The organism is Nocardia sp. CNS-044, from assembly GCF_059570515.1.
In genome coordinates this window covers 442,806-468,951 of record NZ_JCANSX010000006.1, presented here as the reverse complement: position 1 = coordinate 468,951, position 26,146 = coordinate 442,806, and the positions used below count along the sequence as shown (strand labels likewise).

Genomic DNA, 26,146 nt, shown 5'->3' with positions numbered 1-26,146 from the left:
ATAGTAGGCCGGACCGGGCGGTGATGACAACTTCATAGAAAAGATTTGAAAAATCGGTAGAAAGAACGGTACTGTTCTTTCTGCGTCGGATGCGCGATACCGACCACTCGAAGCGTTCCGGGACGAGCAGGGGCGTTCGACGGGACGGGCGCCCCGGCCTGCAGCGCAACGGCGCGCCGCAGGCCGGCTCAGCGGCATCTGGAGGGGATCGCTGAGCCGCCCTGCGGCTCGGGGACGGACAGCCTGCCCGCCCGGTGGGGTGCGGGGAGGTGTTTTCCCCTGCGAGCGTGGACCAGAAACTTACTTCAGAGTAAGTTTGTGGTGTACGTCTCTGGAAAGGAATTCGCATGGCTTCCGACGCCGCTCGCCGTGCCGTCATCGTGTCCGGCGCCCGCACCCCGTTCGTGCGCGCGTTCACCGATTTCACCCGGATGGACTCCATCGCGCTGGCAGACGCCGCCGTGCGCGGTCTGCTGGAGCGCACCGGGCTGCCCGGCGCCCAAGTGCAGGCCATCGTGTGGGGCGGGGTGATCCTGCCGAGTGCCGCGCCCAACATCGCCAGGGAGATCGCGCTCGATCTGCGCCTCGATCCCGGCTGCGAGGGCTACACCGTCACCAGGGCGTGCGCGTCCGGCTTGCAGGCGGTGACCGCCGCGGCGGCCGCGATCGAACGCGGCGAATACGACATCATGATCGCCGGAGGCAGTGATTCCACCAGCAATGCCGAGGTGAAACTGCCGCAGAAGCTGGTGCACGCGGGCGCGCCGCTGGCGCTCGGCAAGCCGAAAGTGAAGGACTATCTTTCCGCCGCAGCGCAATTGGCGCCGTTCACCGACATCCTGCCGAGCAGGCCGAAGATCGCCGAGCGCACCACCGGCGAGGTGATGGGCGAGTCGGCCGAGAAGATGGCGCGGATCCACGGCATCGGCCGGGCCGAACAAGACGAGTTCGCGGCCCGCTCACACCAGCGCGCCGCGGCCGCCATCGCGTCCGGGCGCTTCGACGACGAGGTGCTGCGGGTGCGCACGCCCGAGGGCGTGGACATCGAGCGCGACGGTCTGGTCCGCGCCGACACCAGCGTCGAGAAGCTGGCCAAGCTGAAGCCGGTGTTCGCCAAGGAGGGCACTGTCACCGCGGGCAACGCCAGCCCCCTCACCGACGGCGCCTCGGCGGTGTTGCTGATGAGCGAGCAGAAGGCTCGCGAGCTCGGCTACCGCCCGCTGGCCGCGTTCCGCTCCTGGAGTTACGTCAGCGTCGATCCCACCGATCAGGTCCTCATCGGCCCCGCCATCTCCATGCCGCGCGCCCTCGACAAGGCCGGAATGTCGTTGTCCGACATCGACTTCGTCGACATCCACGAAGCCTTCGCCGCCCAGACCCTCTCGGTGCTGAGCGCGCTCGCCAGCGACGAATGGGCCAAGACGCGGCTGGACCGCGACAACGCCGTCGGCACCGTCGACATCGACAAACTCAACGTGCACGGCGGCTCGGTCTCCCTCGGCCACCCCTTCGGCGCCACCGGAGCCCGCATGGTCACCACGATGGCCAACGAGCTCGCCCGCACCGGAAAGAACACCGCCCTGCTCGGCATCTGCGCCGCGGGCGGCATCGGCGCGTCGGCCGTCCTCGAACGGGTCTGATTCCGGTCGTCGCCGGTGCGGATTTCCTTGAGCGCACCGGCGATGCTCCGCCGTCGCCCTTCGCGGTCCGCCTTTCGCCAGGCCCGCTGGCCGTCCTGGTCATCGTGCGCTTATGCGCGATTCCCAGAATCGCGAGCCCTCGTCTGCGACCGCCGCGCCGCCACCGTGCGGCACGGCAAGCGATGAGCCGTTCTGATCACAGCGCCTCGCCAGATAGGGCATCGGGTGCTCGCCGACTCCGTGGGCGATTGGTCAGGGTGCGGCGATATCCATCGGCGTGCTGTCCGTCGGCAGTTCGGCGGCAAACCTGTTCCCGCCGAACGTTTCCCGGTGCACCGCTTCGGACAGCGGCCGACCGGTGCGCCAGCCGAAGCGCTCCAAGTCTGGCACCGTTTGGAATTCGCGCACCGGGCCGACACAGAGCCAGGCGACGGGTTGGATGCCAGGGGGCAGTCCGACGATTTCGGCGAGGAACACCGGGTCGTAGAACGACACCCAGCCCACGCCGATGCCCTCGGCGGTGGCGGCGAGCCACAGGTTCTGGATCGTTAGAACCGCGGAGTAGACACCGGTTTCGGGAACCGTGGCGCGGCCGAGCACCTGCGGCCCGCCGCGGCCGTGGTCGTAGCTGACGACGACGCCGGTGCCGCTCTCCACGATCCCCTCGATCTTGATCGGCTCGAAGGTCGCCGCGCGTTCGGGCGGCAGCGCGTCGCGGAACTCCACACGCTTGCCCGCCACATGATCGGCGAACCGGCGAAGCGTGCCCGGCTCACGCACCACCACGAAATCCCACGGCTGCGAATTGCCCACGCTCGGCGCCCGATGCGCGGCATCCAGAATCCGCCACAGCGTCTCCTCGTCGACGGGCTCCCCGGTGAATTCGGCGCGCACATCGCGGCGCAACCGAATGGCCTCGTAGACACTCAGGCGATCAGCACTCACCGGCCCAGTCAATCAAAACGGACCGGCGGGTCCACGCCCAGCGGTCGCACGGCGTTTCACGGTCCCGCCATGACGTTCGTTACTGAGGAATGCGGCGCGGCACTCGCTGCCGGTCGATGACGCGCGGGCGCAGCTCGACGGCCTGCCCGCCGAGGCCTTCGCTCTATGAATGAACACTGTATCCAGCGGTTTGAATCGTTCGGCAGCTAGCCATTCGGCCCACGGCTGCACCGCAGGCTGCACGAAATGCGCTGCGTAACAGAAGAATACGTCGTCCGGGCGGCTGGTGGTAGATTTCGGGTGATCGATAGCATGATCCGCGCATCGCCAGATTCAGGTGTTGCCAGGGGCCGGGGATAGCAAGTGGGGGAAATCGAATGATCGTGCGGCGCAACGACTTGGTTGTGTTCTTGGTAGTCGCTTTCGGGCTGTCGTGGCTGTTCGCGCTGTGGCCGTGGATCGGCAACGAGAAGGCGCCGTCGGTGTTCGTGAGTTCCGCGGCCGTCTGGATGATGCTCACACCGACCCTCGCCGTGTTGGCGCTGTGGTGGTATCGCCGCCGGTCGATGCCGGAGCTGGTGGCCGAGACCGGCTCGAGGTTGGGTTCGCGCCCGCGCCGGACCGTGTGGCTGATCGTAGCCGCCTGGTTCGGCACCGCCGCCTTCGTCTGGCTGGCCTTCGGAGTGAGTGTTTTGCTCGGCATGAACGAATTCGACTTCTCGCTCGGTGTCGACTGGACGGTGCTGATAATCCTCGAGGCGCTTGTCGGCAGTACCCTTGCCACACTGCCACTAGCGCTCGGTGAAGAGCTGGGCTGGCGTGGCTGGCTGCAACCACAGCTGACCGGCCGCTTCGGCGTTGCCTTCGGCTTGGTGGCCACCGGGGTGATCTGGGGTCTGTGGCATTTGCCGCTCACATTGCGCGGCTACAACTACCCAGAGCTCGGCGCCTGGGCCGCTGCCGCATTCGTCGTGACCTGCGTCTTCTTCGGCCTGGTGCTGGGCTGGCTGCGGATGCGCTCGGGCAGTGTCTGGCCGTGCGTCGTCGCGCACGCCGCCTGGAACGCGCACGCGATCGGTGTCAGCGCCTTCGGCTCCCTCGACGAGAAACCGAATCAACTGCTCAGCGGCCACGGTGGCGTCGTCGGCTGGGTCCTGCTGGCCCTCCTCGCCGCAATCCTTTTCCTGCTCTTCCCCGTCCGCGGCAACGACCACACCGACCCGAACGCGCCCGCGATCCAGGAACCGGCCTCTCCTGCACCAACCGCCAGCTGAGTCCTTCGCCAGCTGCGTTTGCCTGCACGACCAACGCCTCGGTCACCCTGGCGGACCGCGTGCGCGCGCCTTATGACAGACCCGACCACACCTCGACCGGACGAGCCCGACATCTGCGCTTCATCCTGCACGGAGAGGGCTTGGACAACGTCGCCTGCCGTTCCGTGCCGCTTCGGTTCAACGCGGAATGGCATGCGCGGCAGCAAGAGTCGGTCACAGTGATTCCCGGCCCCACGCACGGCCTCATCCGATTGCCGTGCGAGGGCCTCTATCTGGAGCCCGTGAATTACTTCGCGAGCTGGAGTGCGGGTTCCTGGCGAGTCGCGCGACGGATGCGCCGCTTGCCCTCGGCGAGGGCGGTGCGCAACCCGCGGCGCTTGCCGGTGACCGGGTCGATGGTGGCGACGGCGTTGCCGCCGAACCTGCGCTCGGAGGCCGTCTCCGGTGCGTCGTCGGCGGTGTGGCGCAGGTACTTGTTCGGCAGCGCGAGCTTGAGGATGGTGCGCCACGCCTTGAAGTACTGCACGGGAAGCGATCCCGTGGTGTAGGGCAGGTCGTACTTGTCGCACAGCGCCCGCACCCGGACCGCGATGTCGGCGTAGCGGTTGCTCGGCAGATCCGGGAACAGGTGGTGTTCGATCTGGTGGCTCAGGTTGCCGGTCATGAAGTGCATGACGGGGCCGCCGGAGATGTTGGCGCTGCCGAGCATCTGGCGCAGGTACCACTCGGCCTGGGTCTCGCCGTCGATGTCGGCCTTGGTGAACTTCTCCGCGCCGTCGGGGAAGTGGCCGCAGAAGATCACCGCGTTGGACCACACGTTGCGAATCATGTTGGCGGCCAGGTTCGCGGTGAGCGTGGAGAAGAACAGGGGACCGGTGAGCGCGGGGAAGACCACGTAGTCCTTGAGCGCCTGCTTGCCGACCTTGTTCAGCACCTCGCTGCGCTTGCGCTCGAACTCGGCGCGCTCGGGGCTGCCCGGCTTGTATCGGCCCGCGGCCAGCTTGCCCAGCTCCAGGTGCTGAATCGCCACGCCGTACTCGAAGAACAACTGCAGCAGCAGGTTGTACACCGGGTTGCCGATGTTGAACGGCTTCCAGCGCTGGTCGCGGGTGACCCGCAGCAGGCCGTAGCCGATGTCGTCGTCCATGCCGAGGACGTTGGTGTACTTGTGGTGCAGGTAGTTGTGGGTGTGCTTCCAGTGCTTGGACGGGCCGGTGTTGTCCCACTCCCACGAGCTGGAGTGGATCTCCGGATCGTTCATCCAGTCCCACTGCCCGTGCATGACGTTGTGCCCGATCTCCATGTTCTCGATGATCTTGGCGGTGCCGAGCAGTGCGACGCCCGCGAGCCAGGCGGGCGGAAGGAAACCGGCGTACAGGACCGCGCGCCCGCTGATCTCCAGCGCGCGCTGCAGCCTGATGACATTGCGGATGTACCGCGCGTCCGATTCACCGCGCGAGGATTCGATTTCCCGCCGGATCGCATCGAATTCCGCGCCCAACGCCTCCACATCCGCGGCGGTGAGGTGCGCGTATTCCTTGACATCCGAGATCGCCATGGTGGTTACAGTACCGTAAGTTACGACACCGTAGGTTATGGGATTCGAGTCTCTACCGTGGCAAATCTCGCATTGCGAACGCGACGGCCGAATGCTATATCAAGCGCGCCGCCAGCGCGCGCGGAAGCCCTTCTCCCGCCCGGTCTTCCGGCGCAACGCGGCCTGTTCGACGCGCGCCTTCTCCTGGAGGGCGACCTTGGCCTCCCGCAGCAGTTCCTTCTCCTGGCGGGCCTTCTCCTTCAGCGCCCGCTTGGCCTCGCGCAACACCTCTTTCTCGTGCCGCGCCTTCTCCTCGAGCACCACCTTGGCCTCGTGCAGCGCCGAGCGCAGACCACGCCGCTGCCCGGTCTCGGGATCGGTCAGCAGCCAGTTGTTGTCGGCCCAGCGCTCGGCGTTCGGCAGCGTGATGCCCGCGAACTTGCGCTCCGAGGAGGTTTCCGGCGCGTCGTCGGCGGTGCGCTTGAGGAACCGGTCCGGCAGCGCCAGCTTGTGGATGGTGCGGAAGGCGAGCAGGTACTGCTTGCCCAGCGAGCCGGTCGTGTAGGGCAGGTCGTACTTGTCGCAGAGTTCGCGGACCCGCGCGGCGATCTCCGGGTACCGGTTGCTCGGCAGGTCGGGGAACAGGTGGTGCTCGATCTGGTAGCAGAGGTTGCCGCTCATGAAGGCCATCGCGGGTCCGGCCTTGAAGTTGGCGCTGCCGAGCATCTGGCGCAGGTACCACTCCGCCTGGGTCTCGTCCTCGAGCTGTTCGATGGTGAACTTCTCGGCGCCGTCGGGGAAGTGGCCGCAGAAGATCACCGCGTAGGCCCAGAGGTTGCGCACCAGATTGGCGGTGGCGTTGGCCTTCAGCGTCGACTTCCACGCCGGGCCGGTCAGTGCGGGGTAGAGCAGGAAATCCTTGCTCACCTGGCGTGCGATCTTGCGGGCGAACTCCTTGTTCGGCCCCGACCGGAGCTCCGACTTCGGGGTGCCCGTCAGTTCCTTCTCGATGCTCCAGTCGTGCAGCGCGATGCCCCACTCGAAGGTGGCGGCCAGCAGCAGGTTGGCCAGCGGCTGCACCAGGTGGATCGGGCGCCACTCCTCGTCGCGGGTCATCCGCAGGATGCCGAAGCCGAGGTCCTCGTCCTTGCCGAGGACGTTGGTGTAGGTGTGGTGGGAGTAGTTGTGCGCCCGCCGCCACTGCGACGACGGACCCGTCTGGTCCCATTCCCAGGTGCCGGAGTGGATCTCCGGATCGTTCATCCAGTCCCACTGCCCGTGGCTGATGTTGTGCCCGAGCTCCATGTTCTCGACGATCTTGGCGACCGAGAGCAGCGCCGTGCCGGCGAGCCAGGCCCAGCGGTTGCGGCTGCCGAAGAGCACCGCGCGCCCGGCGACCTCGAGGCCGCGCTGGGCCGCGATGGTGCGGCGGATGTACTTCGCGTCGCGTTCGCCGCGGGAGAGCTCGACGGAACGCCGGATGCTGTCGAGTTCCTGCCCCAGGGTCTCGATATCGGCGGCCGTGAGGTGGGAGAACGTCTGGATATCGGTGATGGCCACCGGAGTCCCTTCTCTGCTCGACTGATGGGGTCGAGGGTACCCGTGTCTCAGGCGGTATCGATGCGGTCCGCCAGGGAGCAGCGCGTGGTCACGCCGCGCGGTGCTCCTTCGACGCGACCGCTCACACGTCCAACGTGCAGTCGCCCGCGGCGGCCGAGATACAGGTCTGCACCTTGTCGCCCTCGCGGCGCTCGTCGCCGTTTCTCAAGTCGCGCGCGTGCCCGGAACTCAAGGTCACCACACACGTCTGGCAGATGCCCATCCGGCAGCCGAACGGCATCTGAACCCCGGCCGACTCGCCCGCCTCGAGCAGGCTGGTCGCGCCGTCGACCTCGACGCTGCGGCCGCTCTTGCCGAAGCTGACGGTGCCGCCTTCACCGACCGCCGAGCGCTCGATCTCGAACCGCTCCACGTGCAGCCGCTCGGCGAGACCCGCCGCGCGCCAGTGCTGTTCGATCTCGTCGAGCATGGCGGCGGGACCGCAGGCCCAGGTGTCGCGTTCCCGCCAGTCGGGGAACTTCGCGTCCAGATCGGCGAGCGCGAACTTGCCCTGTTCGCCGGTCAGGTGCAGGTGCGACTGGAAGCTCGGGTGCCGGTCGTGCAGCGCGCGCAGCTCGTCGCCGAACATCACGTCCTCGACGGTGCGCGCGGAATGCAGGTGCACCACGTCGGAGACGAGACCGCGCCGGTCCATCGCGCGCAGCATCGACATCACCGGCGTGATACCGCTGCCCGCGGTGAGGAACAGCACCTTGGCGGGCGGCGGATAGGGCAGCACGAACCCGCCCTGCGGCGCCTGCAACCGGACGATCGTGCCCGGCTTGACGCCGCCGACGATGTGGCTGGAGAGGAAGCCCTCCGGCATCGCCTTCACGGCGATGGAGATCAGGCGCTTGCCGCCGTGCTCAGGGGCGCTCCAGTCCGGTGGGCAGGTCAGCGAGTAGGACCGCCAGTGCCAGCGGCCGTCCACCAGCAGACCGATGCCGATGTACTGGCCCGGCTGGAACTTGAAGTCGAAGCCCCAGCCCGGCTTGATCACCAGGGTCGCCGAATCGGCGGTCTCCTTGCGCACATCGACGATCCGGCCGCGCAGCTCGCGCGCCGACCACAGCGGGTTGGCCAGGTGCAGGTAGTCGTCGGGCAGCAGCGGCGTGGTCACCCGGGCGACGGCCCCGCGCAACACGTTGAGCCGACCCCCGCGGTCGGCGACGCTCGCCGCGGGCGCTTCGAGCCAGTCGCGGACATTCTTGAAGACCATCGGTGCCGTTTCGTCTTTCTGTCGAGGTGGCGACCGCCGTCGGGGTCGCTTTCGGCTAGGTTACGGCATCGTAGGTTTGCAGGCAGCCCCCGACTGCGACCTGGCAGCTCAGAGCAGGTCGAGCAGGAACGGCAGCTCCTGCGCCGCGTACCAGGCGAGCTGGTGGTCCTCGGCATCGCCGAGCACGAACTCCGCATCGGGGTCGCCCAGATCGGCCGCGTCGACGACGTCCACCGCCTTGGCCACCTCGGGCTCGGCCTCGGCCAAGTCGACGTGGATCGAGGCGATCCGGTCGTAGCCGATCGGTCCCGCGAGCTTGACCACCGCGTCGTCGAGGTCGGGCCGGAGCTTGGCGCCCGAGACGTCCGCGGCGATCACCGCCCGCCGGTACACCGGCCCGCCGGACGGTCGCGCCGCCGCGGGTTCGCCGTCCTCGATGTCCTCGACGACGGCGTCGCGTTCGGCGGCGAGCAGGCGCAGCGAGGCGCGGGCGGCCTCGGCCATGGCCACCTCGGCCAGCTCCTCGTCGTCGCCGGAGGCGTAGGCCTCGCGCAGCGCGGGGGTGACCGCGAAGGCGGTGCCGCCGATCGGGAACAACTCCCGCTCGGCGACCAGCTCGCGCAGCATCGGCACCGTCGCGGGCACGTAGACCCGCAGGGTGTTCTTCTGATCAGACGCAGGCACCGAGCATCTCCTCCATGGACTCGTGCACCGCGGCGGCCAGCACCTCGATGTCGGCCATCGCGTCGCGGTCGGCGTTGAGTCCGTAGAAGACGCGTCCGTCGTAGGACGTGATCCCGATGCTCGAGGCCTGATTGCGCAGCAGCGGCGACACCGGATACATCTCCAGCATCCGCGCGCCGCCGATGTACATCGGCGTCTGCGGACCCGGCGCGTTGGTGATCACCAAGTTGAACGTGTGCTCTGCGAACGTACTCGCCGCCCGCACGCTCATCGCATGCAGGCTGGCCGGAGCGAACCCGGCCATGTGCACCAGCGTGCGCGCCCGCACCCCGCGCCGGGCCCTGCTGTTGGCCTCGGTGGCGTGCGCGATGTGCGAGAGCCGGATCACCGGATTGGGCTCGCCGACCGGCAGATCCAACAGGAACGAGGACACCTCGCTCGCGGGCTCCAGCCGATCGTGGTCGGGACCCTCGACATACACCGACATGGGCACCACCGCGCGCAGCGTGGTCGATTCGATCAGCGCCTCGCCGCGGGAGAGCAGCCAGTTGCGCAGCGCGCCGGTGACCACGGCGAGGATCGCGTCGTTGGTCGAGCAATCGAAGCGCTGGCGGATCTTGCGGTAGTCGCCGAGGTCGGTGCGCACCACGTCGAAGCGGCGGCTGCGCGAGGTTCGCGCGTTGAGCGGGCTGTCCGGCGCGCCGATGGCCGCGGTGCGCACCGCCGAGACGACCGAGTCGACAGCACGGCCCGCGGCGCCGATCATCGCGAAGGCGTCGGCGCTGGCGTCCCGCGCCACCTCCAGCGCCTCGCGCGGCTGGGCCGCCAGATGGGTGAGCGCGCCGACCAGCAGTTCCACGTCGGTGGGTTCGCGCGGCGCGACCCAGGCGTCGTCGGCGAGACCGCGCGGCGAGGGGCTGTTGTCCAGGATGACGTGGCCGATCTCCAGTGCGCTCGCGCCGTCGACCAGCGCCGAGTGGGTCTTGGTGAAGATCGCGCAGCGGCCCTCGGTGAGTCCCTCGATCAGATACATCTCCCACAGCGGCTTGCTCTGGTCGAGCGGCCGCGAGGCCAGCCGCGCGACCAGGTCGTGCAGCTGCTCGTCGGTGCCCGGACTCGGCAGCGCGGAGCGGCGGATGTGATAGGTGATGTCGAAGCGGCTGTCCTCCACCCACACCGGCCTGCCCAGCGCGAACGGGATCTCGCGCACCTTGCGCCGGTAGCGCGGGACCAGCGAGAGCCTGCTCTCCACGAGGTCGACAAGGCGGTCGTAGTCGAGGGCCGCTTCGCCGTCGAGGTCGCCTTCGTCGGTGTTGCGGACGATCGCGAGCGAGCCGATGTGGATCGGATTGCTGCTCGACTCGAGCCGATAGAACGCCGCGTCCTGCGGCGTCAAACGCGTGATCACGCTGCCCGGTGCTCCTTCCGATGCCGTGTCCCCGCCTCATTGTCGTTCGCGACAACCGAAAGGTGGTGGATCCTGTGGCATATCCAGCGAAATCGGTACATTTCTTTACCCATGGCCGCCCGCGTGGCAGGGTTGTCCGCTTCGCTCGAATGGTGGGGACTGCACAGTCGACGACCGCCGCTTTCGCTCGCTCCGCATCGGGGGGATCACGAGCCGCACTGCCCTTGCCCGTCCCGCGTGCCGAGGTGTTGCGGGAACGTTCGGTCCGATCGCACGCCGCCGACGGCGCGCCGGACGTCTGCCATCGTATGGCACCGGCGTTCGAAGCGGTTCGGCTCCAGCGTGATTCACTCGAGGTTCGGCGAAGGGACCGGCCCGACGACACGGTCGCGTGTCGCCGAGCCCCAGGTCCCGGGCCGCTGCGGACGTCGCGCGCGAAGCGAGGCGAGTACGGTGAGAAGCAACGCCACGCGGCCACCGCGGCGATGCCGGGCGACGTGATACGACGCTGGTCACCCGCGCTCGGCATGGTTGCGGCATTACCATGAGGGGTGCTGCGGCTTCCGCCGTGCCCGGCGGAGGTTGTGGGGGCCGAAACATTTGACACACCGACCAGAGGACTGACGAGACCCGTGCCTGCGCTGACACTGACGAGGTTGCTACGGATTGGTGAGGGTCGCACCGTCAAGCGGCTCGCTCATCTCGCCGACGAGGTCCTCGCGCTCGACGCGGAGCACGAGCAGCTCACCGACGCCGAGCTGCGCGCGAAGACCGACGAATTCAAGCAGCGCTACGCCGACGGCGAGAGCCTCGACGACCTGCTGCTCGAGGCGTTCGCGGTGGCGAGGGAAGCGTCCTGGCGGGTGCTCAACCAGAAGCACTACAAGGTCCAGGTGATGGGCGGCGCCGCGCTGCACCTCGGCAACATCGCCGAGATGAAGACCGGTGAGGGCAAGACCCTGACCTGTGTGCTCCCCGCGTACCTGAACGCGCTGTCCGGCGAGGGCGTGCACGTCGTCACGGTCAACGACTACCTGGCCAAGCGCGACGCGGAGTGGATGGGCCGCGTGCACCGCTTCCTCGGTCTCGAGGTCGGCGTCATCCTCGGCGGCATGAGCCCGGCCCAGCGCCGCGGCGCCTACAACGCCGACATCACCTACGGCACCAACAACGAGTTCGGCTTCGACTACCTGCGCGACAACATGACGCACTCGCTGGACGATCTGGTCCAACGCGGGCACAACTTCGCCGTGGTCGACGAGGTCGACTCCATCCTCATCGACGAGGCCCGCACGCCGCTGATCATCTCGGGTCCGGCCGACGCCTCCTCGAAGTGGTACGCCGAGTTCGCGCGCATCGCGCCGCTGCTGAAGAAGGACCTGCACTACGAGGTCGACATCAAGAAGCGCACCATCGGCGTGCACGAGGCGGGCGTGGAGTTCGTCGAGGACCAGCTCGGCATCGACAACTTGTACGAGGCCGCCAACTCGCCGCTGGTCAGCTACCTGAACAACGCGGTCAAGGCCAAGGAGCTCTACCAGCGCGACAAGGACTACATCGTCCGCGACGGCGAGGTCATCATCGTCGACGAGTTCACCGGACGCATCCTGGTCGGCCGCCGCTACAACGAGGGCATGCACCAGGCGATCGAGGCCAAGGAAGGCGTCGAGATCCAGCCGGAGAACCAGACGCTGGCCACCATCACGCTGCAGAACTACTTCCGGCTCTACGACAAGCTCTCCGGCATGACCGGTACCGCCGAGACCGAGGCGGCCGAGCTGCACCAGATCTACGGCCTCGGCGTCGTCCCGATTCCGACGAACCGGCCGATGGTGCGCGCCGATCAGTCGGACCTGATCTACAAGACCGAAGAGTCCAAGTTCGCCGCCGTGGTCGACGACGTCACCGAGCGGCACGAGAAGGGCCAGCCGGTGCTGATCGGCACCACCAGCGTCGAGCGCTCGGAGTACCTGTCCAAGCAGTTCACCAGGCGCGGCATTCCGCACAACGTGCTGAACGCGAAGTTCCACGAGAAGGAAGCCGAGATCATCGCCGAGGCCGGTCGGCCGGGCGCGGTCACCGTCGCCACCAACATGGCCGGCCGCGGTACCGACATCGTGCTCGGTGGTAACCCGGACATCATCGCCGACATCCTGCTGCGCAAGCAGGGCCTCGACCCGGTCGAGACGCAGGAGGAGTACGAGGCCGCCTGGCATCCGACCCTCGAGCAGGTCAAGCAGCAGACCGAGGAGGACGCGGAGGCGGTCCGCGAGGCCGGTGGTCTGTACGTGCTCGGCACCGAGCGCCACGAGTCCCGGCGTATCGACAACCAGCTGCGCGGTCGCTCCGGCCGTCAGGGCGATCCCGGCGAGTCCCGCTTCTACCTGTCGCTGGGCGACGAGCTGATGCGGCGCTTCAACGGCGCGGCGCTCGAGGCGATCATGACCCGGCTCAACCTGCCCGACGACGTGCCGATCGAGGCGAAGATGGTCTCCAAGGCCATCAAGAGCGCGCAGACCCAGGTCGAGCAGCAGAACTTCGAGATCCGCAAGAACGTCCTCAAGTACGACGAGGTGATGAACCAGCAGCGCACCGTCATCTACGGCGAGCGCAACCGGATTCTGCGCGGTGAGGACATGGAGGGCCAGGTCCAGAACATGATCACCGACGTGATCACCGCGTACGTCGACGGCGCCACCGCCGAGGGCTACGTCGAGGACTGGGATCTGGACAAGCTGTGGACCGCGCTGAAGACCCTCTACCCGGTCGGCGTGGACTACAAGGAGCTGACCGGTGAGACCGGCATCGGCGAGGCGGGCGACCTGACCCGCGAGGAGCTGCTCGACGCTCTGCTCGACGACGCGCACGACGCCTACGAGAAGCGCGAGCAGGAGATCGACGGCTTGGCCGGCGAGGGTTCGATGCGCAATCTCGAACGGCAGGTGCTGCTTTCGGTGCTGGACCGCAAGTGGCGCGAGCACCTCTACGAGATGGACTACCTCAAGGAGGGCATCGGCCTGCGCGCCATGGCGCAGCGGGATCCGCTCGTCGAGTATCAGCGCGAGGGCTTCGACATGTTCGCCGCGATGCTCGATGGCCTGAAGGAGGAGTCGGTCGGCTTCCTGTTCAACCTCCAGGTCGAGGTGCAGCAGCCGCAGCCCGCGGGCGTCGCCGTCGACCCGGGCCTGCGTTCCCCGGTCGGCGCCATGTCCGGCGCTCCGGCCCCGCTGCCCACCGAGCAGGCCGCCCCCGCCGCCAACGGCGCCCCGGCCGCCTTGCGCGCCAAGGGCATCGACGAGCGCAGCACCCGCGGCTTCAGCTACTCGGGCCCCGGCGAGCGTGGCGGCGCCGAAGTGCACAGCGACGCCGAGGAGTACGGCTCCGAGTCCGGCGCCCACGCCACCCGGCGGGAGCGTCGTGAAGCGGCGCGCGCCGAGAGCAAGGGCAAGCGCGGGCCGAAGACGCGTCGTCGGCACTGAGTGAACCGAACATTGAAGGCGCCCAGGGTTTCCCTGGGCGCCTTCGCCGTTTCGGGGTTACTTGAGGGCGACGCGGGCGCCGCCGGAGAAGACCGAGTCGTGGAATTCGATGGTGGTGGGGGTGGTGCCCTTCGGGACGTCGAAGGCGAGGACGACGGAAATCCTGTTGCCGGGGTTGATTTCGGTGACCAGGTTCTTGTTGAGGTTCACTTCGGCGGCGGTGTCGTTGCTGTAGAGGCGGCCTTGGGCGTCGACGAGTTTCTGGTTGTCGCCGAAGTAGGTCTGCGGTTGATCGCCGGTGTTGCTGACGTCGACGTACACCAGGATGAATTCGCCCTGGGCGTCCTTCTTCAGGAATTGGTTGTCGCCGACGGAGGCGACCGGCGCATCGACGCGGGTGACGACGAAACCGAATTTGCCGTCGCGGACCTCGGAACCCGCGGGGGAGACGGAGGTCCGTTTCTCCGTGCTCTCGGCGACTTCGTCGGCCGCACTGCTCAACAGCGCGACGCATCCGCCGAACAGCAGCACCACGAACGCGAAGAACCCGCCGAGCACCCACGGCCACACCGCACGTTTCTTCTGCGGCGGCGGCGAGTAATGCGGATTCGGGCCGGGCCACGGCTGTTGGGGCATCTGTGGATTGGTCATGCCGGTATTCCTTTCTCGACTGCGGGGGAGCGCGGTGCTGGGACTGCCGCACGCGACAGCACGGAAATGCGCGGCGGTTCGATGGCGTGCCGTCGGAAGCGACGGTTCGCGCCGGGCGGCTCGAGGTTTAGCCGAAGCCCCCGGTGGAAGTCTGGACGTTAGCGGAAAGCGCTGGACCGAGGGCATTTTCGGGCAGCTGTTAGGGGCCCGTTCGGTGCCTGTCCTGATCATGGTCTGGACACGCCGTCGGCGGCAGGCGCCGTTTCGGTGACAGCTCGGGAAACCGGGTGGCTGCCAGGGAATTGCTCGAGTGCGCTCAGTTCCGAACGGTCCGGTTCACGGGAGGTAGCCGATCGGAGGAGTACCGTCCGGACCATGGATCGCGATGCTGTTCGCGCATGGGTAACGGCCTACGAACGGGCTTGGCGCACACCGGGCACCGACGCGCTCCCCGATCTGTTCGCCGACGACGCCATATACGTGATATCCCCGTGGGCGGCCCCGATCGTCGGGCAAGCCGCGCTCGCCGAGTTCTGGGAAGCGGGCCGGGACGGACCCGACGAGCCGTTCACCATGACTTCCGACCCCGTCGCGGTGGAAGGCGACACCGCAGTGGTCCGGGTCGAGGTCGAATACGAGCGCGACGACCCCGCCCGCTGGCGCGACCTGTGGGTCGTCCGCTTCGACGATTCCGGCCGCTGCGTCCACTTCGAGGAGTGGCCGTTCGCGCCGGGTCAACCCGACGGTCACTGAACACATCCACGCCGACGAGCGGGGCGGTTCAGAGCCGAACGACTACCGCGGTCGTTCCGGCAGGCCCGCGATTCACGCGCTGTACTGGAGTATCTCGCCGGCCAGGGCGGCGGCGGTGTCGTGCGCCTGCGGCAGGCGATCGGCCCAGGTGTCGGCGGCGTCGCCCAGGTAGACGGCGCGGGCGTGGGCGAGTGCGGGGCGGAGTTCGTCGGGGAGGCGGTCGATGGCCCAGCTCGCGGCCTCGGATTTGGCGCGAATCTCGCCGGTTTCCAACGTCATCCAGACGCGGGCCAGGCGGAGCAGGACGTTGCGGGTGTCGCTGTCGAGTTCGGTGAGCAGGTCGGGGATGCCGTCGAGCAACGCGCCGCGCAGATGCTCCGCCGGGACTGGGTCGAGGAGTTCGGCCGGTGGCGGTCCGAGCAACGGGGAGTCGGCCTGAAGGGTCATCGTGATCAAGACGGCGAGGTCGGCGTCCGGCGCGGCGACGGGCAGCGCGCCCCGCACGTAGTCGTCGCGCAACCATTCGCCGTACTGGAAATCGAGGGTCGGCGGATACTGCCACGGCCGGACGTCGGTCTGCGCGACAGTGCTGAGTTCGACGGGCCGCGGCGCACCGGATACGCGCGGATCACCCGAAACGGCAAGCAATCCATCGACCAACGCGCGCCGCTGGTCGGTCTCCAGATGACCATCGGTGACCACCAGAACGTCGATATCGCTGTGCGGACGCAACCCGCCCAGCGCCGCGGAACCGTGGCGGTAGGCACCGAGCAACTGGGGCCCGAGCGCGGCGCGGAGCAGATCGGCGACGGCGGCTTCCTGAGTCACCCGCTCCACTGTAGTTCTGAACGCGGCGATACCGCTCTGCTCATGACTATTCGTAGATGTCGCGGCGGTGTCCGGCGGTGACGACGAGGATGATCAATTTGCCGTCGTCCACCTCGTAGACCAGCCGATAGTTGCCGACGCGAAGTCGAAAGCCGGGCCGACCGGTCAGGGCTTTGACGTCTACTCCGTCGCGTCGGTAGGGATCGTCGCCAAGCAATGTGAGCGCGACCAAAAGCCGTATGGCGTCGTGCTGCGGAATCGTCCGGAGCGCACGACGCGCGGCCGGAGTCCAGCAGAACTCGTATTTCACGCTGCGCCTTCGTGTCCGGCGGCGAGTATGTCGTCCATCATCTGGCCGAGAGTGATGTTTTCCGGCTCGCCGCCCTCGGCGAGAGCCGCGTCGGCCATGCGACCGAGTTGCTCGTCTTCCCACTCCTCGAGCTTGGCGAGCATGAACAGCGGGATGACCGCGGCTGCGGGTTCTCCCCCGCGCGTGATCACGGTGACGTGACCCTCATGGGCCGCGGCGCTGACGACTGCGGGCAACTGGGCGCGGGCGTCGCGGATGCTGAGCTGGTCGTCCATAACGGCAGTGTACACCCAAACGTGTACGCGATAGTGGGGTCGCTCCGCTACCAGGACTCGTTCGAGTTCAATGCGACGAGCAACCGGCGAATGGCCGCGACGCGGCGCTCCTTGTCCGGCAGCGTGTCCAGCGCGCATTCGGGGTCGGCGGGTGGTCCGAGGTGGGTGCACCCGCGCGGGCAGTCCTCGATCGCCTCGGCCAGATCGCTGAAGGCCAGGATGACGTCGTCCGGTGTGATGTGCGCGAGGCCGAAGGAACGCACGCCCGGGGTGTCGATCACCCAGCCGCCGCCGGGCAGCGACAGCGCGATGGACTGGGTGGAGGTGTGCTTGCCCTTGCCGACGCCGGAGACCTCGCCGACCGCCCGATAAGCGTCCGGCACAAGGCGATTCACCAGGGTGGATTTGCCGACGCCGGAGTGGCCGATGAACGCGGTGAGGTGGTCGGTCAGCAGGTCGAGGGTCGGCTCGAGCGGATCGTCGATGCCGCCGTAGATGATGGTGAGATCGAGATCGTCGAAGGCCGAGGCGAATTCGGAGTCGGCGGCCAGATCGTGCTTGGTCAGGCACAGCACCGGTTGCAGCCCACCGACATACGCGGCGACCATGCACCGCTCGACGAAACCGGTGCGCGGCGGCGGGTCGGCCAGCGCCACCACGATGAACAACTTCTCGGCGTTGCCGACCACGATCCGCTCGAAGGGGTCGGTGTCGTCGGCGGTGCGGCGCAACACCGTTCGACGATCACCGACGCGCACGATGCGGGCCAGGGTGTCGGGCTTGCCGGACAGATCGCCGACGACGTCGACCTGGTCGCCGACCACGATCGGTGTGCGGCCCAGTTCCCGGGCCCGCATCGCCACGATCCGCCGTTCGGGATCGCCGCCGAGCACGCAACCCCAACGGCCGCGGTCGACGGAGACCACCATCGCGGACTCGGCGTCGTTGTGCTGCGGACGAGTCTTGGTGCGCGGGCGCGAACTTCGGCCCGGACGAACCCGCACATCGGATTCGTCGTAGCCCGCGGCGGAGCGACGTGGCCGGCTCAGTGTGCGGCTCCGTCGTTCAGCATGTGCTCCCACAGGGACACGAAGTTCGGCAGCGTCTTGGCGGTGGTGCCGATGTCCTCGATCTCCACGCCGGGCACCCGCAGGCCGAGGATCGCGCCCGCGGTGGCCATCCGGTGGTCGGCATAGGAGTGCCAGGACCCGCCGTGCAGCGGTGCGGGCACGATCTCCAGCCCGTCCTCGGTCTCGGTGACCTTTCCGCCGAGGCGGTTGATCTCGGTGGACAGCGCGGCGAGCCGGTCGGTCTCGTGCCCGCGCAGATGCGCGATGCCGCGCAGCCGGGACGGGGAATCGGCCAGCGCGGCCAGCGCGGCGACGGTCGGCGTCAGCTCGCCGACATCGTGCAGGTCGATGTCGATTCCCGCTAGTCGTTCCGGTCCGCGCACGGTGAGCACGCCGTCGAACACGCGCGCCTCCGCGCCCATGCGCACCAGGATCTCCCGGATGACGTCGCCGGGCTGGGTGGTCAGGCGCGGCCAGTGCGGGATCTTCACCTCACCGCCGGTGACCGCGGCGGCGGCCAGGAACGGCGTGGCGTTGGACAGGTCCGGCTCGACGTACCAGTCGACGGCGCGGATCGGACCGGGCTCGACGACCCAGGTCTGCGCCTTGCGGCTGTCCTCGGGCGCCTGCACGCGAACGTCGGCGCGGCGCAGCATCTCCACGGTCATCTCGATGTGCGGCATGGACGGCAGTGCCTTGCCGTCGTGGTGCACGGTCAGTCCCTCGTCGAAGCGCGCGGCCGAGAGCAGCAGCCCGGAGACGAACTGCGAGGATCCGGAGGCATCGATGGTGACGGGGCCGCCGCGCAGCGCGCCCTTGCCGTGCACGGTGAACGGCAGCGCGTCGCCGTCGATGTCGGCGCCGAGCCCGCGCAGCGCCTCCAGGATGGTGCGCAGCGGACGCACCCGGGCCTGCGCGTCGCCGTCGAAGGCCACGTCGCCGGTCGCCAGCGCCGCCACCGGCGGCAGGAATCGCATCACGGTCCCCGCCAGACCGCAGTCGACCGTGCCGCCGCCGAGCTTCGCGGGGGTGACGCGCAGCGTGTCGGCGTCACCGGAGATGCTCGCGCCGAGCGCACGCAGGGCCGCGATCATCAGATCGGTGTCGCGGCTGCGCAGCGCCCCCGTGATCGTGGACGGCCCGTCGGCGAGAGCGGCCAGGATCAGGGCACGATTGGTGATCGATTTGGATCCGGGCAGGGTGACGGTCGCGTGTACCGGGACATCGACGTGGGGCGCTGGCCAGAAAGTCACCAGTCCATCTTGGCCCATCGGGTCCTCGGACACACCGGCGGTCGCGAACTGCGGCCGAATTGGGTCGTACGGAGCCCGGCCCGCGTGGTACGCGCGAACCCGCCGGGATCGCGCGTACCGAGCGCTTCCTACTTGTGCCGCCCGTGCAGGAACGGAACCAGCTTGCGCAGCAGCTTCATCGTGGAATCGGTGCGGGTGTAGCTGAGCAGCGCCATGCCGGGAACCGTGAAGCGCTGCACCGCGATCGAATGCGGCCGCACGAACTCGCGCAGACCCGGCTCGCCGTGGATGCGGCCGATGCCGGAGTCGCCGACACCGCCGAACGGCAGTCCGGGGATGGCGGCGAAGGCGAGCACCGAGTTCACCGACGTCGCGCCGACACGCAACCGCCGCGCGATGTCCAGGCCGTTCTTCTTCGAGTACACCGCGGAGGACAGGCCGTACTTGGACTTGTTGGCCAGCTCGACGGCTTCGTCTACGCCGTCGACGGTGCGGATGGTGACGGTCGGCCCGAAGGTCTCCTCGGCCACCGCCTCCGAGTCCTCGTCCACGTCGACCAGCACGACCGGCTCGATGAACGGACCCTTGATCGACTCGGGCCCGCCGAGCACCGCGGTGCCGCCCTTCTTCAGCGCGTCCTCGATGTGCCTGCGCACGATGTCGATCTGGCTCGGCATGGTCATCGGGCCGTAGGCGGCCTTGTCGTCGGAGCCCGGCTTGATGTCGGACAGGATCCGCTTGACCTCGGCGACGAACTCCTCGCGCACCGAACGGTCGACGTACACCCGCTCCACACCCGCGCAGGTCTGGCCGCTGTTCGCGGTGGCGCCCCAGGCCACCGCGTCGGCCGCGGCCTTGACGTCGGCGTCGCCCGCCACGATCACCGCGTCCTTGCCGCCGCACTCCAGCAGGACCGGGGTGAGATTCTCGGCGGCCGCGGCCATGATGCGCTTGCCGGTGGCGGTGGAGCCGGTGAAGGCGATCTTGTCGACGTCGGACTTCACCAGCGCCGCGCCGGTGGCGCCGTAGCCGTTGATGGTTTCGAAGACGCCCTCGGGTAGTTCGGGGTTGGCCTTCTTGAACGCGTCGGCCAGGAAATTGCCGATGCCCGTGGAGAATTCACTCGGCTTGAACACCACGGTGTTGCCCGCGGCGAGGGCGTAGGCGATGGAGCCGTTCGGGGTGTAGACGGGGTAGTTCCACGGTCCGATGACACCGATGACGCCCAGCGGCCGCTGTTCCAGGCGCGCGCCGAAGTTCGACATCAGCACGCCGGGCGACACCTTCTTCGGCGAGAGCAGCTTCTTGGCGTTCTTGGCCGCCCACGCGATGTGCTCGAGCGCGAGCATCAGCTCCAGGAACGCGTCGTCGAGCGGCTTGCCGTTCTCCTTGTGGATGAGCTGGGTGAACTCCTCGGAGTCGGCGACCAGGCGGCTGGACCAGCGCAGCAGATGCTTGCGGCGCTCGTCGAAGCTCAGCGCGGCCCAAGTGGCGGCGGCGGTGCGGGCCTTGGCGACGGCCGCGCGCACCGCGTCCTCGTCGGCGATGGGGTAGGTGGCGATGACCTCGCCCGTGGCCGGATCGACAGACTTCAGCAGCGTGTCGGGCGCGGTGGGGGTGGTCTCGGTGGTTGTCACGTGGTGCTCTCCTCTTGCCTCTACGGTGGCCGGTCGGTGCGCGTGCCGGAGCGGATGGGTGTGATGGCCGTCCCATCCGTTGAGAGAATGCTAGGTCAAAACTCTCACCAGGTCACCACTCTGTCTCGATTGTCCCCGAGCTTGTCGGTGTGGGGTGGGAGTATCGGAGATATGTGCGGACGATACGCGACGACGACGAACCCCGGCAGGCTCGCGGTCGAGCTCGACGCCATCGACGAGACCGGCAGCGAAAACGATTCGCGCGCTGGTGGTTTCGAGAATTATAACGTGGCGCCGACGAACCGGGTGCTGACCGTGGTCGAGCGGCACGACCACGACCAGCCCGACGACGATCCGAAGCTGCGCATCCGGCGGATGCGCTGGGGATTGATTCCGGTCTGGACGAAGGCGGCCGAGCCGGGCGTCCCGGCCAAGGGCAAACCGCTGTTCAACGCGCGCGCGGACAAGGCGACGACCACTCCCTCGTTCCGCGACGCGGTGAAATCCCGGCGCTGCCTGGTGCCGATGGACGGCTGGTACGAGTGGCTGACCGAACCCGATCCGGTCGGCGGCGGGAAGGGCAAAGCCGTCAAGCACCCGTACTTCATGGCCAACGCCGACGGCTCCCTGCTGTACATGGCGGGCCTGTGGTCGGTGTGGCGGGATCGTTCGGTGCGCGACAGCGAGCCGCTGCTGTCCTGCACCATCCTGACCACCGACGCGGTCGGCGACCTGACCCGCATCCACGACCGGATGCCGCTGCCGATGCCGCGCGAGCACTGGGACGCTTGGCTCGATCCGGATCACCCCGCCCCCGCGGAGCTGTTGGCGACCCCGAGCGAGGACACGGTGGCGGGCATCGTCGCGCGGCCGGTGTCGCCGCTGGTGAACAGCGTGAAGAACAACGGGCCGGAACTGCTCGCCGAGGTGTCCGGCGGAGGCACGGAAAAGGCCGGGCAGATCAGCCTGTTGTGATCGCCCGGCCGTCGAATCCGTCGATCATATCTTGCACTTCACCGAGTCGGTGAAGACGTTGAGCGTGCACTTGAGGATGCCGCTGAGCAGGTCGGCGGCCTCGGTGGCGTTCCCCTTCAGCAAGTCGATGACCTTGGTGGTGACGCCGCCTCCGTTCTTCTCGGCCTTCTCCGCCGTTTCGTCCTTCTTCTCCTTGTCGGGGTCGTCCTGCTGCTCTTCGCCGCCGAAGTCGAACGGGTGGTCCACCTGGGTCGCGGCCGGTCCGCCCGGAACGGCGGTCGCCTCGGGCGCTTGGAGCGCGGCGGAGCCGAATGTCAGCGAAGCGGCTCCGGCGAGGGCGACGATCGCGGTGCGCAGACGGTAGTGCTGGGACATTTCGCATCACATCCTCGGGTCGGACGAATCGGACCTTGTTCGGGTAACGCAGAAAATCAGCAACGCGCGAAGCGGGTCGCGCAGAGACCAGTAACGCACAGATCGGCCGCGAGACCGGCGTTTTCGCGGCGGTGTCGCCCGCAGGTCCGCTCATGTATCTCCGCATTCGCTCGGGTGACGCGCAGGCTCAGGACGGACTCCGTCGGACAGCGTCGATCTCCGCATTCGCTCCGGCCATGCGCGGGCTGAGGACGGAACTTCGCCAGACAGCGCCCTTACGCGGTGATCGGCGCGGTCACCGCCCCGGCGGCCCGGACCAGGTCGGCGGGGGCCAGTTCGATCTCCAGCCCGCGCTTGCCCGCGCTGCACAGCATCCGATCCCAACCGAGCGCCGAGTCGTCGATCACGGTCGGCAACCGCTTGCGCTGCCCGAGCGGGGAGATGCCGCCGAGCACGTAGCCGGTGGTGCGTTCGGCCTTGGTCTTGTCGGCCATGGTCGCCTTCGGCGCGCCCAGCGCCGCGGCGGCGGCTTTGAGCGAGAGGGTGTTCGGCACCGGAAGCACCGCGACCGCGAGCACGCCCGTCGAGAGTTCGACGACCAGCGTCTTGAAGATCTGCGCCGCGACCACCCCGAGTTCGGCGGCCAGTGCGTCGACGGCCTCGGCGCCGTAGGAGTCGGCGCGCGGATCGTGGGCGTAGGAGTGCACGCGGTGCGCGATACCGGCCTTGGCCAGGGTGCGGATCGCGGGAGTCGAGGCGCCTGCCATGGGCGACACCTTAATTGCGGGCCCTATCCGGGCCGCAACCTGATTTCCGACCGTGCGAAACCAGACACGGACCGCGTGGGAACACAGCGTGCGGCGGGCATGTTGCATGCGATACAGGCGCCGCGGCGCCGAGCGAACAGCTCGATGGACGACGTGAAGGAGATGTCGGTGTCCGTACTGCTCGACGAACGTCCGGTGTGGACCGTCGCGTCGCCGACGGAAGCCGGTTTCCCCTCGACGCTGGACTTGCCGGTAGATTTGGCAGGTACAGCTATCGAAGGGACAGGTGTGACGAGCGACGAAGGCGTGGTGCGCGACGACGGCGAGGTCGGCACCACGGTCGATGAAGCCGAGCTGGCGCGGCGATTCGAGCGGGACGCGCTCCCGCTGCTCGACCAGCTCTACGGCGCGGCGCTGCGTATGACCAGGAACCCGGCCGATGCCGAGGACCTCGTGCAGGAGACCTACGTCAAGGCGTTCCAGGGGTTCAAGTCCTTCAAGGAGGGGACCAACCTGCGGGCCTGGCTGTACCGGATCCTGACGAACACCTACATCAACTCCTACCGCAAGAAGCAGCGCCAGCCCGCGCAGTACCCGACCGACGAGATCACCGACTGGCAGCTGGCCGCGACGGCTGAGCACACCTCCACCGGTCTGCGCTCGGCCGAGGTCGAGGCGCTCGACGCCCTGCCGGACGACGACATCAAGGCCGCGCTGCAGGAACTGCCCGAGGAGTTCCGCATGGCCGTGTACTACGCGGATGTCGAAGGTTTTCCGTACAAGGAGATCGCCGACATCATGGGCACTCCCATCGGTACGGTGATGTCCCGGCTGCACCGCGGCCGCAAGCAACTGAAGGGTTTGCTCGCCGACGTGGCGCGCGAACGGGGGTTCAACCGCAGCGAGCGCCAGGAGGTCAAGCAGTGAGTGTGGAGCGGGACCCCGACATGGAGCTCGACTGCACGGCGGTACTAGCCGACGTCTGGCTCATGCTGGACGGCGAATGCGACGACGCGACCCGCGCTCGTCTGCAGCATCACATGGATCACTGCTCGCCGTGCATCGAGGCGTACGGCATCGAGGAGAAGATCAAGAGCCTGCTCAGCCGCAAGTGCGGTGGCGACAAGGCGCCGGACTCGTTGCGCGACCGGCTCACCCTGGAGATTCACCAGCGGTTCACGGTGCTCGAGTCCGAGAGCGAATAGTTGGCGCCGGGCGGCGTTCTCACCGATCGCTGCCCGGAAACGACTGAGCGGCACGCTCTTCCGTTCGGAGGAGTGTGCCGCTCAGTCGTTTGTCAGCGAATCGGCTCAGGCGTTGGGACGCTTGCCGTGGTTCGCGGCGTTGCCCTTGCGGCTGCGCTTCTTACGTCCACGCTTACCCATCGGTAGTCTCCTGGATCACCCCCGCCATCGCGGGGAACACATTTGGTTGAACACATCTGATTGAAGGCCATTGTTTCATATGTGGTTGGCTGTACCTTCAGCGGATACAGGCGCGGTGCGGTGTCGCCGCCGGACCACCGGCGGAGCCGTCCGAACAACCGAGTGAATGGGGTGTCATGGCTGAGGAAGTGCGCGCGGAGATGGTGTCCACGGTGCTGACCGTGGAGGTGGCGGTCGGCGATCATGTCGATATCGATCAGACGCTGATCCTGCTGGAGTCCATGAAGATGGAGATCCCGGTCATCACCGAGACCGGCGGCGAGGTCACCTCGATCGCGGTGGCGCCCGGCCAAGTGCTACAGCAGGGCGATCTCATCGCCGTCATCTCCTAGGGCGGAGCGGTAGACCGAACGTGGCGACACTGAGCGAGCTTCTTGCCGAACACACCGACCTGCCCGGCGTCGCCGTCGACCACCTGCAACGGGTGGTCGGAGATTGGCAGTTGCTCGCCGATCTGTCCTTCGCCGACCTGCTGCTGTGGGTCGGAGCGGGACCGATCGTCGAAGGCGCGGACATCGTGTGCGTCGCCCAGTGCCGCCCGACGACGGCCGCCACGGTGCACGTCGAGGATCTTGTCGGCACCACCGCTCTGCAGGCCGACCATCCCCAGGTCTTCGACGCGCTGATGACCGGCAAGACCGTGCGCGCCGACAGCGACGTCGAGGCCCAGGGCGTCTATCACCCGCACCCGGTGCACGCCATCCGGGAGGCCATCCCGGTGCGCTGCGGCGACGACGTGATCGCGGTGCTCTCTCGCGACACCGACATGCAGCGCTCCCGAGTTCGCAGCACCCTCGAGATCGCCTATGTGGCGTGCGCGGACGACCTGTGCCAGATGATCGCCGACGGCAGTTTCCCCACTCCCGAGGACCGAGCCGCCACGCACTCGAGCCCGCGCGCGGGCGACGGCTTCATCCGTCTCGACACCGACGGCATCGTGGTCTACGCCAGCCCGAACGCGCTCTCGGCCTATCACCGGATGGGCTTGCAGAGCGATCTGGCCGGACAGGATCTGGCCGTCACCACCCGCTCGCTGATCACCGACCCGTTCGACGCACAGGAAGTCGTCGGCGACATCCAGGCCGCGCTGGCCGGGCGCACCGGACGGCGCATGGAGGTCGAGGCGCGCGGCGCGACCGTGCTGCTGCGCACCCTCGTGCTGCGCCCGCACGGCGAACTCGCGGGCGCCGCGGTGCTGGTGCGCGACGTCACCGAGGTGAAGCGGCGCGACCGCGCGCTGCTGTCCAAGGACGCCACGATCCGCGAGATCCACCACCGGGTGAAGAACAACCTGCAGACCGTCGCCGCCCTGCTGCGCTTGCAGGCGCGGCGCACCGAGAACGAGGAGGCGCAGGTCGCGCTGACCGAGTCGGTGCGCAGGGTGACCTCGATCGCCTCGGTGCACGAGATGCTGTCGATGTCGGTGGACGAAGAGGTCGATCTGGACGAGGTCGTCGACCGGCTGCTGCCGATCATGGCCGACGTCGCGACCGTGCACACCACCAGGATCAAGGTGCGGCGCGCGGGCTCGCTCGGCGTCTTCTCCGCCGAACGCGCCACCCCGCTGGTCATGGTCCTGACCGAGCTGGTGCAGAACGCCATCGAGCACGCCTTCGACTCCGGCCAGACGGGTACCGTGACGATTCGCTCGGAACGTTCCGCGCGCTGGCTCGACGTGATCATCAGCGACGACGGCCGCGGCCTCCCGCCCGGCTTCAGCCTGGAAGCCTCCGACCGCCTCGGCCTCCAGATCGTCCGCACGCTGGTCACCGCCGAACTGGGCGGTTCCATCGGCCTGCATCCGGGTGCTGACGTGGGCACGGACGCGGTCCTACGAGTGCCGCTGGGGCGTCGTTCGGGGCGCTGACCGCTCTCACCTGGGCCTACCGTCGGGGCATGGGTAGCCCCGATCGGCCGCTAGTCGCGCTGTGGCAGGCGGCCGCCGTCATGTGACGGTGCCGTGGCTGTCCGCTTGGTATGGGCTGCTCGAACAGGGCATGCACCATGTGCGAGAGCCGTTCG

General features: G+C 68.1%; 25 protein-coding genes. 9 read left to right on the top strand and 16 right to left on the bottom strand.

What is annotated here, in order from left to right; translation table 11 throughout:
* Positions 1 to 347 precede the first annotated feature (347 nt).
* Positions 348 to 1,640 carry an acetyl-CoA C-acyltransferase gene (locus tag T333_RS10790; protein ID WP_496424366.1) on the top strand — a complete coding sequence of 431 codons (1,293 nt, stop codon included), beginning with the start codon at positions 348 to 350 and terminating at the stop codon, positions 1,638 to 1,640.
* A 252-nt stretch (positions 1,641 to 1,892) separates the two neighbouring features.
* Here the strand turns inward: T333_RS10790 and bluB are convergent, their stop codons facing one another.
* Positions 1,893 to 2,570 carry a 5,6-dimethylbenzimidazole synthase gene (bluB, locus tag T333_RS10785; protein ID WP_496424770.1) on the bottom strand — a complete coding sequence of 226 codons (678 nt, stop codon included), beginning with the start codon at positions 2,568 to 2,570 and terminating at the stop codon, positions 1,893 to 1,895.
* 392 nt (positions 2,571 to 2,962) lie between these two features.
* Here bluB and T333_RS10780 point away from each other — a divergent pair, with 392 nt between their 5' ends.
* A complete protein-coding gene (locus tag T333_RS10780) occupies positions 2,963 to 3,859 on the top strand; it encodes a CPBP family intramembrane glutamic endopeptidase (RefSeq protein ID WP_496424365.1) in 897 nt (298 codons plus the stop codon).
* A gap of 286 nt (positions 3,860 to 4,145) precedes the next feature.
* Here the strand turns inward: T333_RS10780 and T333_RS10775 are convergent, their stop codons facing one another.
* From T333_RS10775 to T333_RS10755, 5 genes are all read right to left on the bottom strand, one after another.
* Positions 4,146 to 5,417 (bottom strand): fatty acid desaturase family protein, encoded by a 1,272-nt coding sequence (locus tag T333_RS10775; RefSeq protein WP_355004314.1) that lies wholly within the window; start codon positions 5,415 to 5,417, stop codon positions 4,146 to 4,148.
* A gap of 99 nt (positions 5,418 to 5,516) precedes the next feature.
* Complete coding sequence (locus T333_RS10770) at positions 5,517 to 6,956, bottom strand: fatty acid desaturase (RefSeq protein WP_496424364.1); 1,440 nt, start codon at positions 6,954 to 6,956, stop codon at positions 5,517 to 5,519.
* 121 nt (positions 6,957 to 7,077) lie between these two features.
* Complete coding sequence (locus T333_RS10765; protein ID WP_496424363.1) at positions 7,078 to 8,214, bottom strand: ferredoxin reductase; 1,137 nt, start codon at positions 8,212 to 8,214, stop codon at positions 7,078 to 7,080.
* A gap of 108 nt (positions 8,215 to 8,322) precedes the next feature.
* The gene (locus T333_RS10760; RefSeq protein ID WP_496424769.1) at positions 8,323 to 8,871 is read right to left on the bottom strand and encodes a DUF6912 family protein; all 549 of its coding nucleotides are present in this window, start codon (positions 8,869 to 8,871) and stop codon (positions 8,323 to 8,325) included.
* Between the two features lie 13 nt (positions 8,872 to 8,884).
* Entirely contained in the window at positions 8,885 to 10,306 is a 1,422-nt protein-coding gene (locus T333_RS10755; RefSeq protein ID WP_355004311.1) for a WS/DGAT/MGAT family O-acyltransferase, read from the bottom strand.
* A gap of 632 nt (positions 10,307 to 10,938) precedes the next feature.
* Between T333_RS10755 and secA the strand changes: the two genes are divergently transcribed.
* Complete coding sequence (secA, locus tag T333_RS10750; protein ID WP_355004310.1) at positions 10,939 to 13,785, top strand: preprotein translocase subunit SecA; 2,847 nt, start codon at positions 10,939 to 10,941, stop codon at positions 13,783 to 13,785.
* Positions 13,786 to 13,842: 57 nt separating this feature from the next.
* On the opposite strand, the gene T333_RS10745 is transcribed toward secA, so the two are convergent.
* Complete coding sequence (locus tag T333_RS10745) at positions 13,843 to 14,436, bottom strand: DUF4352 domain-containing protein (protein WP_496424362.1); 594 nt, start codon at positions 14,434 to 14,436, stop codon at positions 13,843 to 13,845.
* A 375-nt stretch (positions 14,437 to 14,811) separates the two neighbouring features.
* On the opposite strand from T333_RS10745, the gene T333_RS10740 reads away from it, so the two are divergent.
* Entirely contained in the window at positions 14,812 to 15,189 is a 378-nt protein-coding gene (locus tag T333_RS10740) for a YybH family protein (protein ID WP_496424361.1), read from the top strand.
* A gap of 72 nt (positions 15,190 to 15,261) precedes the next feature.
* On the opposite strand, the gene T333_RS10735 is transcribed toward T333_RS10740, so the two are convergent.
* The 6 genes from T333_RS10735 to T333_RS10710 form a co-directional block, all read right to left on the bottom strand.
* Positions 15,262 to 16,017 (bottom strand): aminoglycoside adenylyltransferase family protein, encoded by a 756-nt coding sequence (locus T333_RS10735; protein WP_496424360.1) that lies wholly within the window; start codon positions 16,015 to 16,017, stop codon positions 15,262 to 15,264.
* Between the two features lie 46 nt (positions 16,018 to 16,063).
* Complete coding sequence (locus T333_RS10730; protein ID WP_496424359.1) at positions 16,064 to 16,327, bottom strand: type II toxin-antitoxin system RelE family toxin; 264 nt, start codon at positions 16,325 to 16,327, stop codon at positions 16,064 to 16,066.
* Positions 16,324 to 16,602 (bottom strand): type II toxin-antitoxin system Phd/YefM family antitoxin, encoded by a 279-nt coding sequence (locus tag T333_RS10725; protein WP_496424358.1) that lies wholly within the window; start codon positions 16,600 to 16,602, stop codon positions 16,324 to 16,326. The genes T333_RS10730 and T333_RS10725 overlap by 4 nt, the downstream gene beginning before the upstream one ends.
* 47 nt (positions 16,603 to 16,649) lie before the next feature.
* Entirely contained in the window at positions 16,650 to 17,651 is a 1,002-nt protein-coding gene (rsgA, locus tag T333_RS10720) for a ribosome small subunit-dependent GTPase A (RefSeq protein WP_355004326.1), read from the bottom strand.
* Positions 17,648 to 18,943 carry a 3-phosphoshikimate 1-carboxyvinyltransferase gene (gene aroA, locus T333_RS10715; protein WP_496424357.1) on the bottom strand — a complete coding sequence of 432 codons (1,296 nt, stop codon included), beginning with the start codon at positions 18,941 to 18,943 and terminating at the stop codon, positions 17,648 to 17,650. The genes rsgA and aroA overlap by 4 nt, the downstream gene beginning before the upstream one ends.
* Positions 18,944 to 19,053: 110 nt before the next feature.
* Positions 19,054 to 20,562 (bottom strand): aldehyde dehydrogenase family protein, encoded by a 1,509-nt coding sequence (locus T333_RS10710; protein WP_496424356.1) that lies wholly within the window; start codon positions 20,560 to 20,562, stop codon positions 19,054 to 19,056.
* Positions 20,563 to 20,733: 171 nt separating this feature from the next.
* Here T333_RS10710 and T333_RS10705 point away from each other — a divergent pair, with 171 nt between their 5' ends.
* The gene (locus T333_RS10705; RefSeq protein ID WP_357250946.1) at positions 20,734 to 21,537 is read left to right on the top strand and encodes an SOS response-associated peptidase; all 804 of its coding nucleotides are present in this window, start codon (positions 20,734 to 20,736) and stop codon (positions 21,535 to 21,537) included.
* Positions 21,538 to 21,561: 24 nt separating this feature from the next.
* On the opposite strand, the gene T333_RS10700 is transcribed toward T333_RS10705, so the two are convergent.
* Both T333_RS10700 and ybaK read right to left on the bottom strand, forming a co-directional pair.
* Positions 21,562 to 21,912: a hypothetical protein gene (locus tag T333_RS10700; protein ID WP_496424355.1), complete on the bottom strand. Its 351-nt coding sequence runs from the start codon at positions 21,910 to 21,912 to the stop codon at positions 21,562 to 21,564.
* Positions 21,913 to 22,187: 275 nt separating this feature from the next.
* Complete coding sequence (ybaK, locus tag T333_RS10695; RefSeq protein ID WP_496424354.1) at positions 22,188 to 22,679, bottom strand: Cys-tRNA(Pro) deacylase; 492 nt, start codon at positions 22,677 to 22,679, stop codon at positions 22,188 to 22,190.
* Positions 22,680 to 22,823: 144 nt separating this feature from the next.
* On the opposite strand from ybaK, the gene T333_RS10690 reads away from it, so the two are divergent.
* Positions 22,824 to 23,606, top strand: coding sequence for a sigma-70 family RNA polymerase sigma factor (locus T333_RS10690; protein ID WP_355004299.1), 783 nt, complete (start codon positions 22,824 to 22,826; stop codon positions 23,604 to 23,606).
* 20 nt (positions 23,607 to 23,626) lie between these two features.
* Positions 23,627 to 23,884 (top strand): mycothiol system anti-sigma-R factor, encoded by a 258-nt coding sequence (rsrA, locus tag T333_RS10685; RefSeq protein WP_355004325.1) that lies wholly within the window; start codon positions 23,627 to 23,629, stop codon positions 23,882 to 23,884.
* A 105-nt stretch (positions 23,885 to 23,989) separates the two neighbouring features.
* Here rsrA and T333_RS10680 read toward each other — a convergent pair whose 3' ends face one another.
* Positions 23,990 to 24,064: a 50S ribosomal protein bL37 gene (locus T333_RS10680; protein WP_022597109.1), complete on the bottom strand. Its 75-nt coding sequence runs from the start codon at positions 24,062 to 24,064 to the stop codon at positions 23,990 to 23,992.
* Between the two features lie 176 nt (positions 24,065 to 24,240).
* Between T333_RS10680 and T333_RS10675 the strand changes: the two genes are divergently transcribed.
* Together T333_RS10675 and T333_RS10670 are read left to right on the top strand one after the other, a co-directional pair.
* Positions 24,241 to 24,456 (top strand): biotin/lipoyl-binding carrier protein, encoded by a 216-nt coding sequence (locus T333_RS10675; protein WP_141809113.1) that lies wholly within the window; start codon positions 24,241 to 24,243, stop codon positions 24,454 to 24,456.
* A 20-nt stretch (positions 24,457 to 24,476) separates the two neighbouring features.
* Complete coding sequence (locus tag T333_RS10670) at positions 24,477 to 25,991, top strand: sensor histidine kinase (protein ID WP_496424353.1); 1,515 nt, start codon at positions 24,477 to 24,479, stop codon at positions 25,989 to 25,991.
* The last annotated feature ends 155 nt before the right edge of the window (positions 25,992 to 26,146 follow it).

What these genes read in the sequence shown, in the direction of transcription:
- T333_RS10690 (WP_355004299.1), top strand. Translation starts at nt 22,824, where the DNA reads ATGGACGACGTGAAGGAGATGTCGGTGTCCGTACTGCTCGACGAACGT.
- T333_RS10775 (WP_355004314.1), bottom strand. Translation starts at nt 5,417, where the DNA reads ATGGCGATCTCGGATGTCAAGGAATACGCGCACCTCACCGCCGCGGAT.
- T333_RS10700 (WP_496424355.1), bottom strand. Translation starts at nt 21,912, where the DNA reads ATGTCCCAGCACTACCGTCTGCGCACCGCGATCGTCGCCCTCGCCGGA.
- ybaK (WP_496424354.1), bottom strand. Translation starts at nt 22,679, where the DNA reads ATGGCAGGCGCCTCGACTCCCGCGATCCGCACCCTGGCCAAGGCCGGT.
- T333_RS10725 (WP_496424358.1), bottom strand. Translation starts at nt 16,602, where the DNA reads ATGGACGACCAGCTCAGCATCCGCGACGCCCGCGCCCAGTTGCCCGCA.
- T333_RS10675 (WP_141809113.1), top strand. Translation starts at nt 24,241, where the DNA reads ATGGCTGAGGAAGTGCGCGCGGAGATGGTGTCCACGGTGCTGACCGTG.
- T333_RS10780 (WP_496424365.1), top strand. Translation starts at nt 2,963, where the DNA reads ATGATCGTGCGGCGCAACGACTTGGTTGTGTTCTTGGTAGTCGCTTTC.
- aroA (WP_496424357.1), bottom strand. Translation starts at nt 18,943, where the DNA reads ATGGGCCAAGATGGACTGGTGACTTTCTGGCCAGCGCCCCACGTCGAT.
- T333_RS10705 (WP_357250946.1), top strand. Translation starts at nt 20,734, where the DNA reads ATGTGCGGACGATACGCGACGACGACGAACCCCGGCAGGCTCGCGGTC.
- T333_RS10790 (WP_496424366.1), top strand. Translation starts at nt 348, where the DNA reads ATGGCTTCCGACGCCGCTCGCCGTGCCGTCATCGTGTCCGGCGCCCGC.
- T333_RS10765 (WP_496424363.1), bottom strand. Translation starts at nt 8,214, where the DNA reads ATGGTCTTCAAGAATGTCCGCGACTGGCTCGAAGCGCCCGCGGCGAGC.
- rsrA (WP_355004325.1), top strand. Translation starts at nt 23,627, where the DNA reads ATGGAGCTCGACTGCACGGCGGTACTAGCCGACGTCTGGCTCATGCTG.
- T333_RS10745 (WP_496424362.1), bottom strand. Translation starts at nt 14,436, where the DNA reads ATGACCAATCCACAGATGCCCCAACAGCCGTGGCCCGGCCCGAATCCG.
- T333_RS10740 (WP_496424361.1), top strand. Translation starts at nt 14,812, where the DNA reads ATGGATCGCGATGCTGTTCGCGCATGGGTAACGGCCTACGAACGGGCT.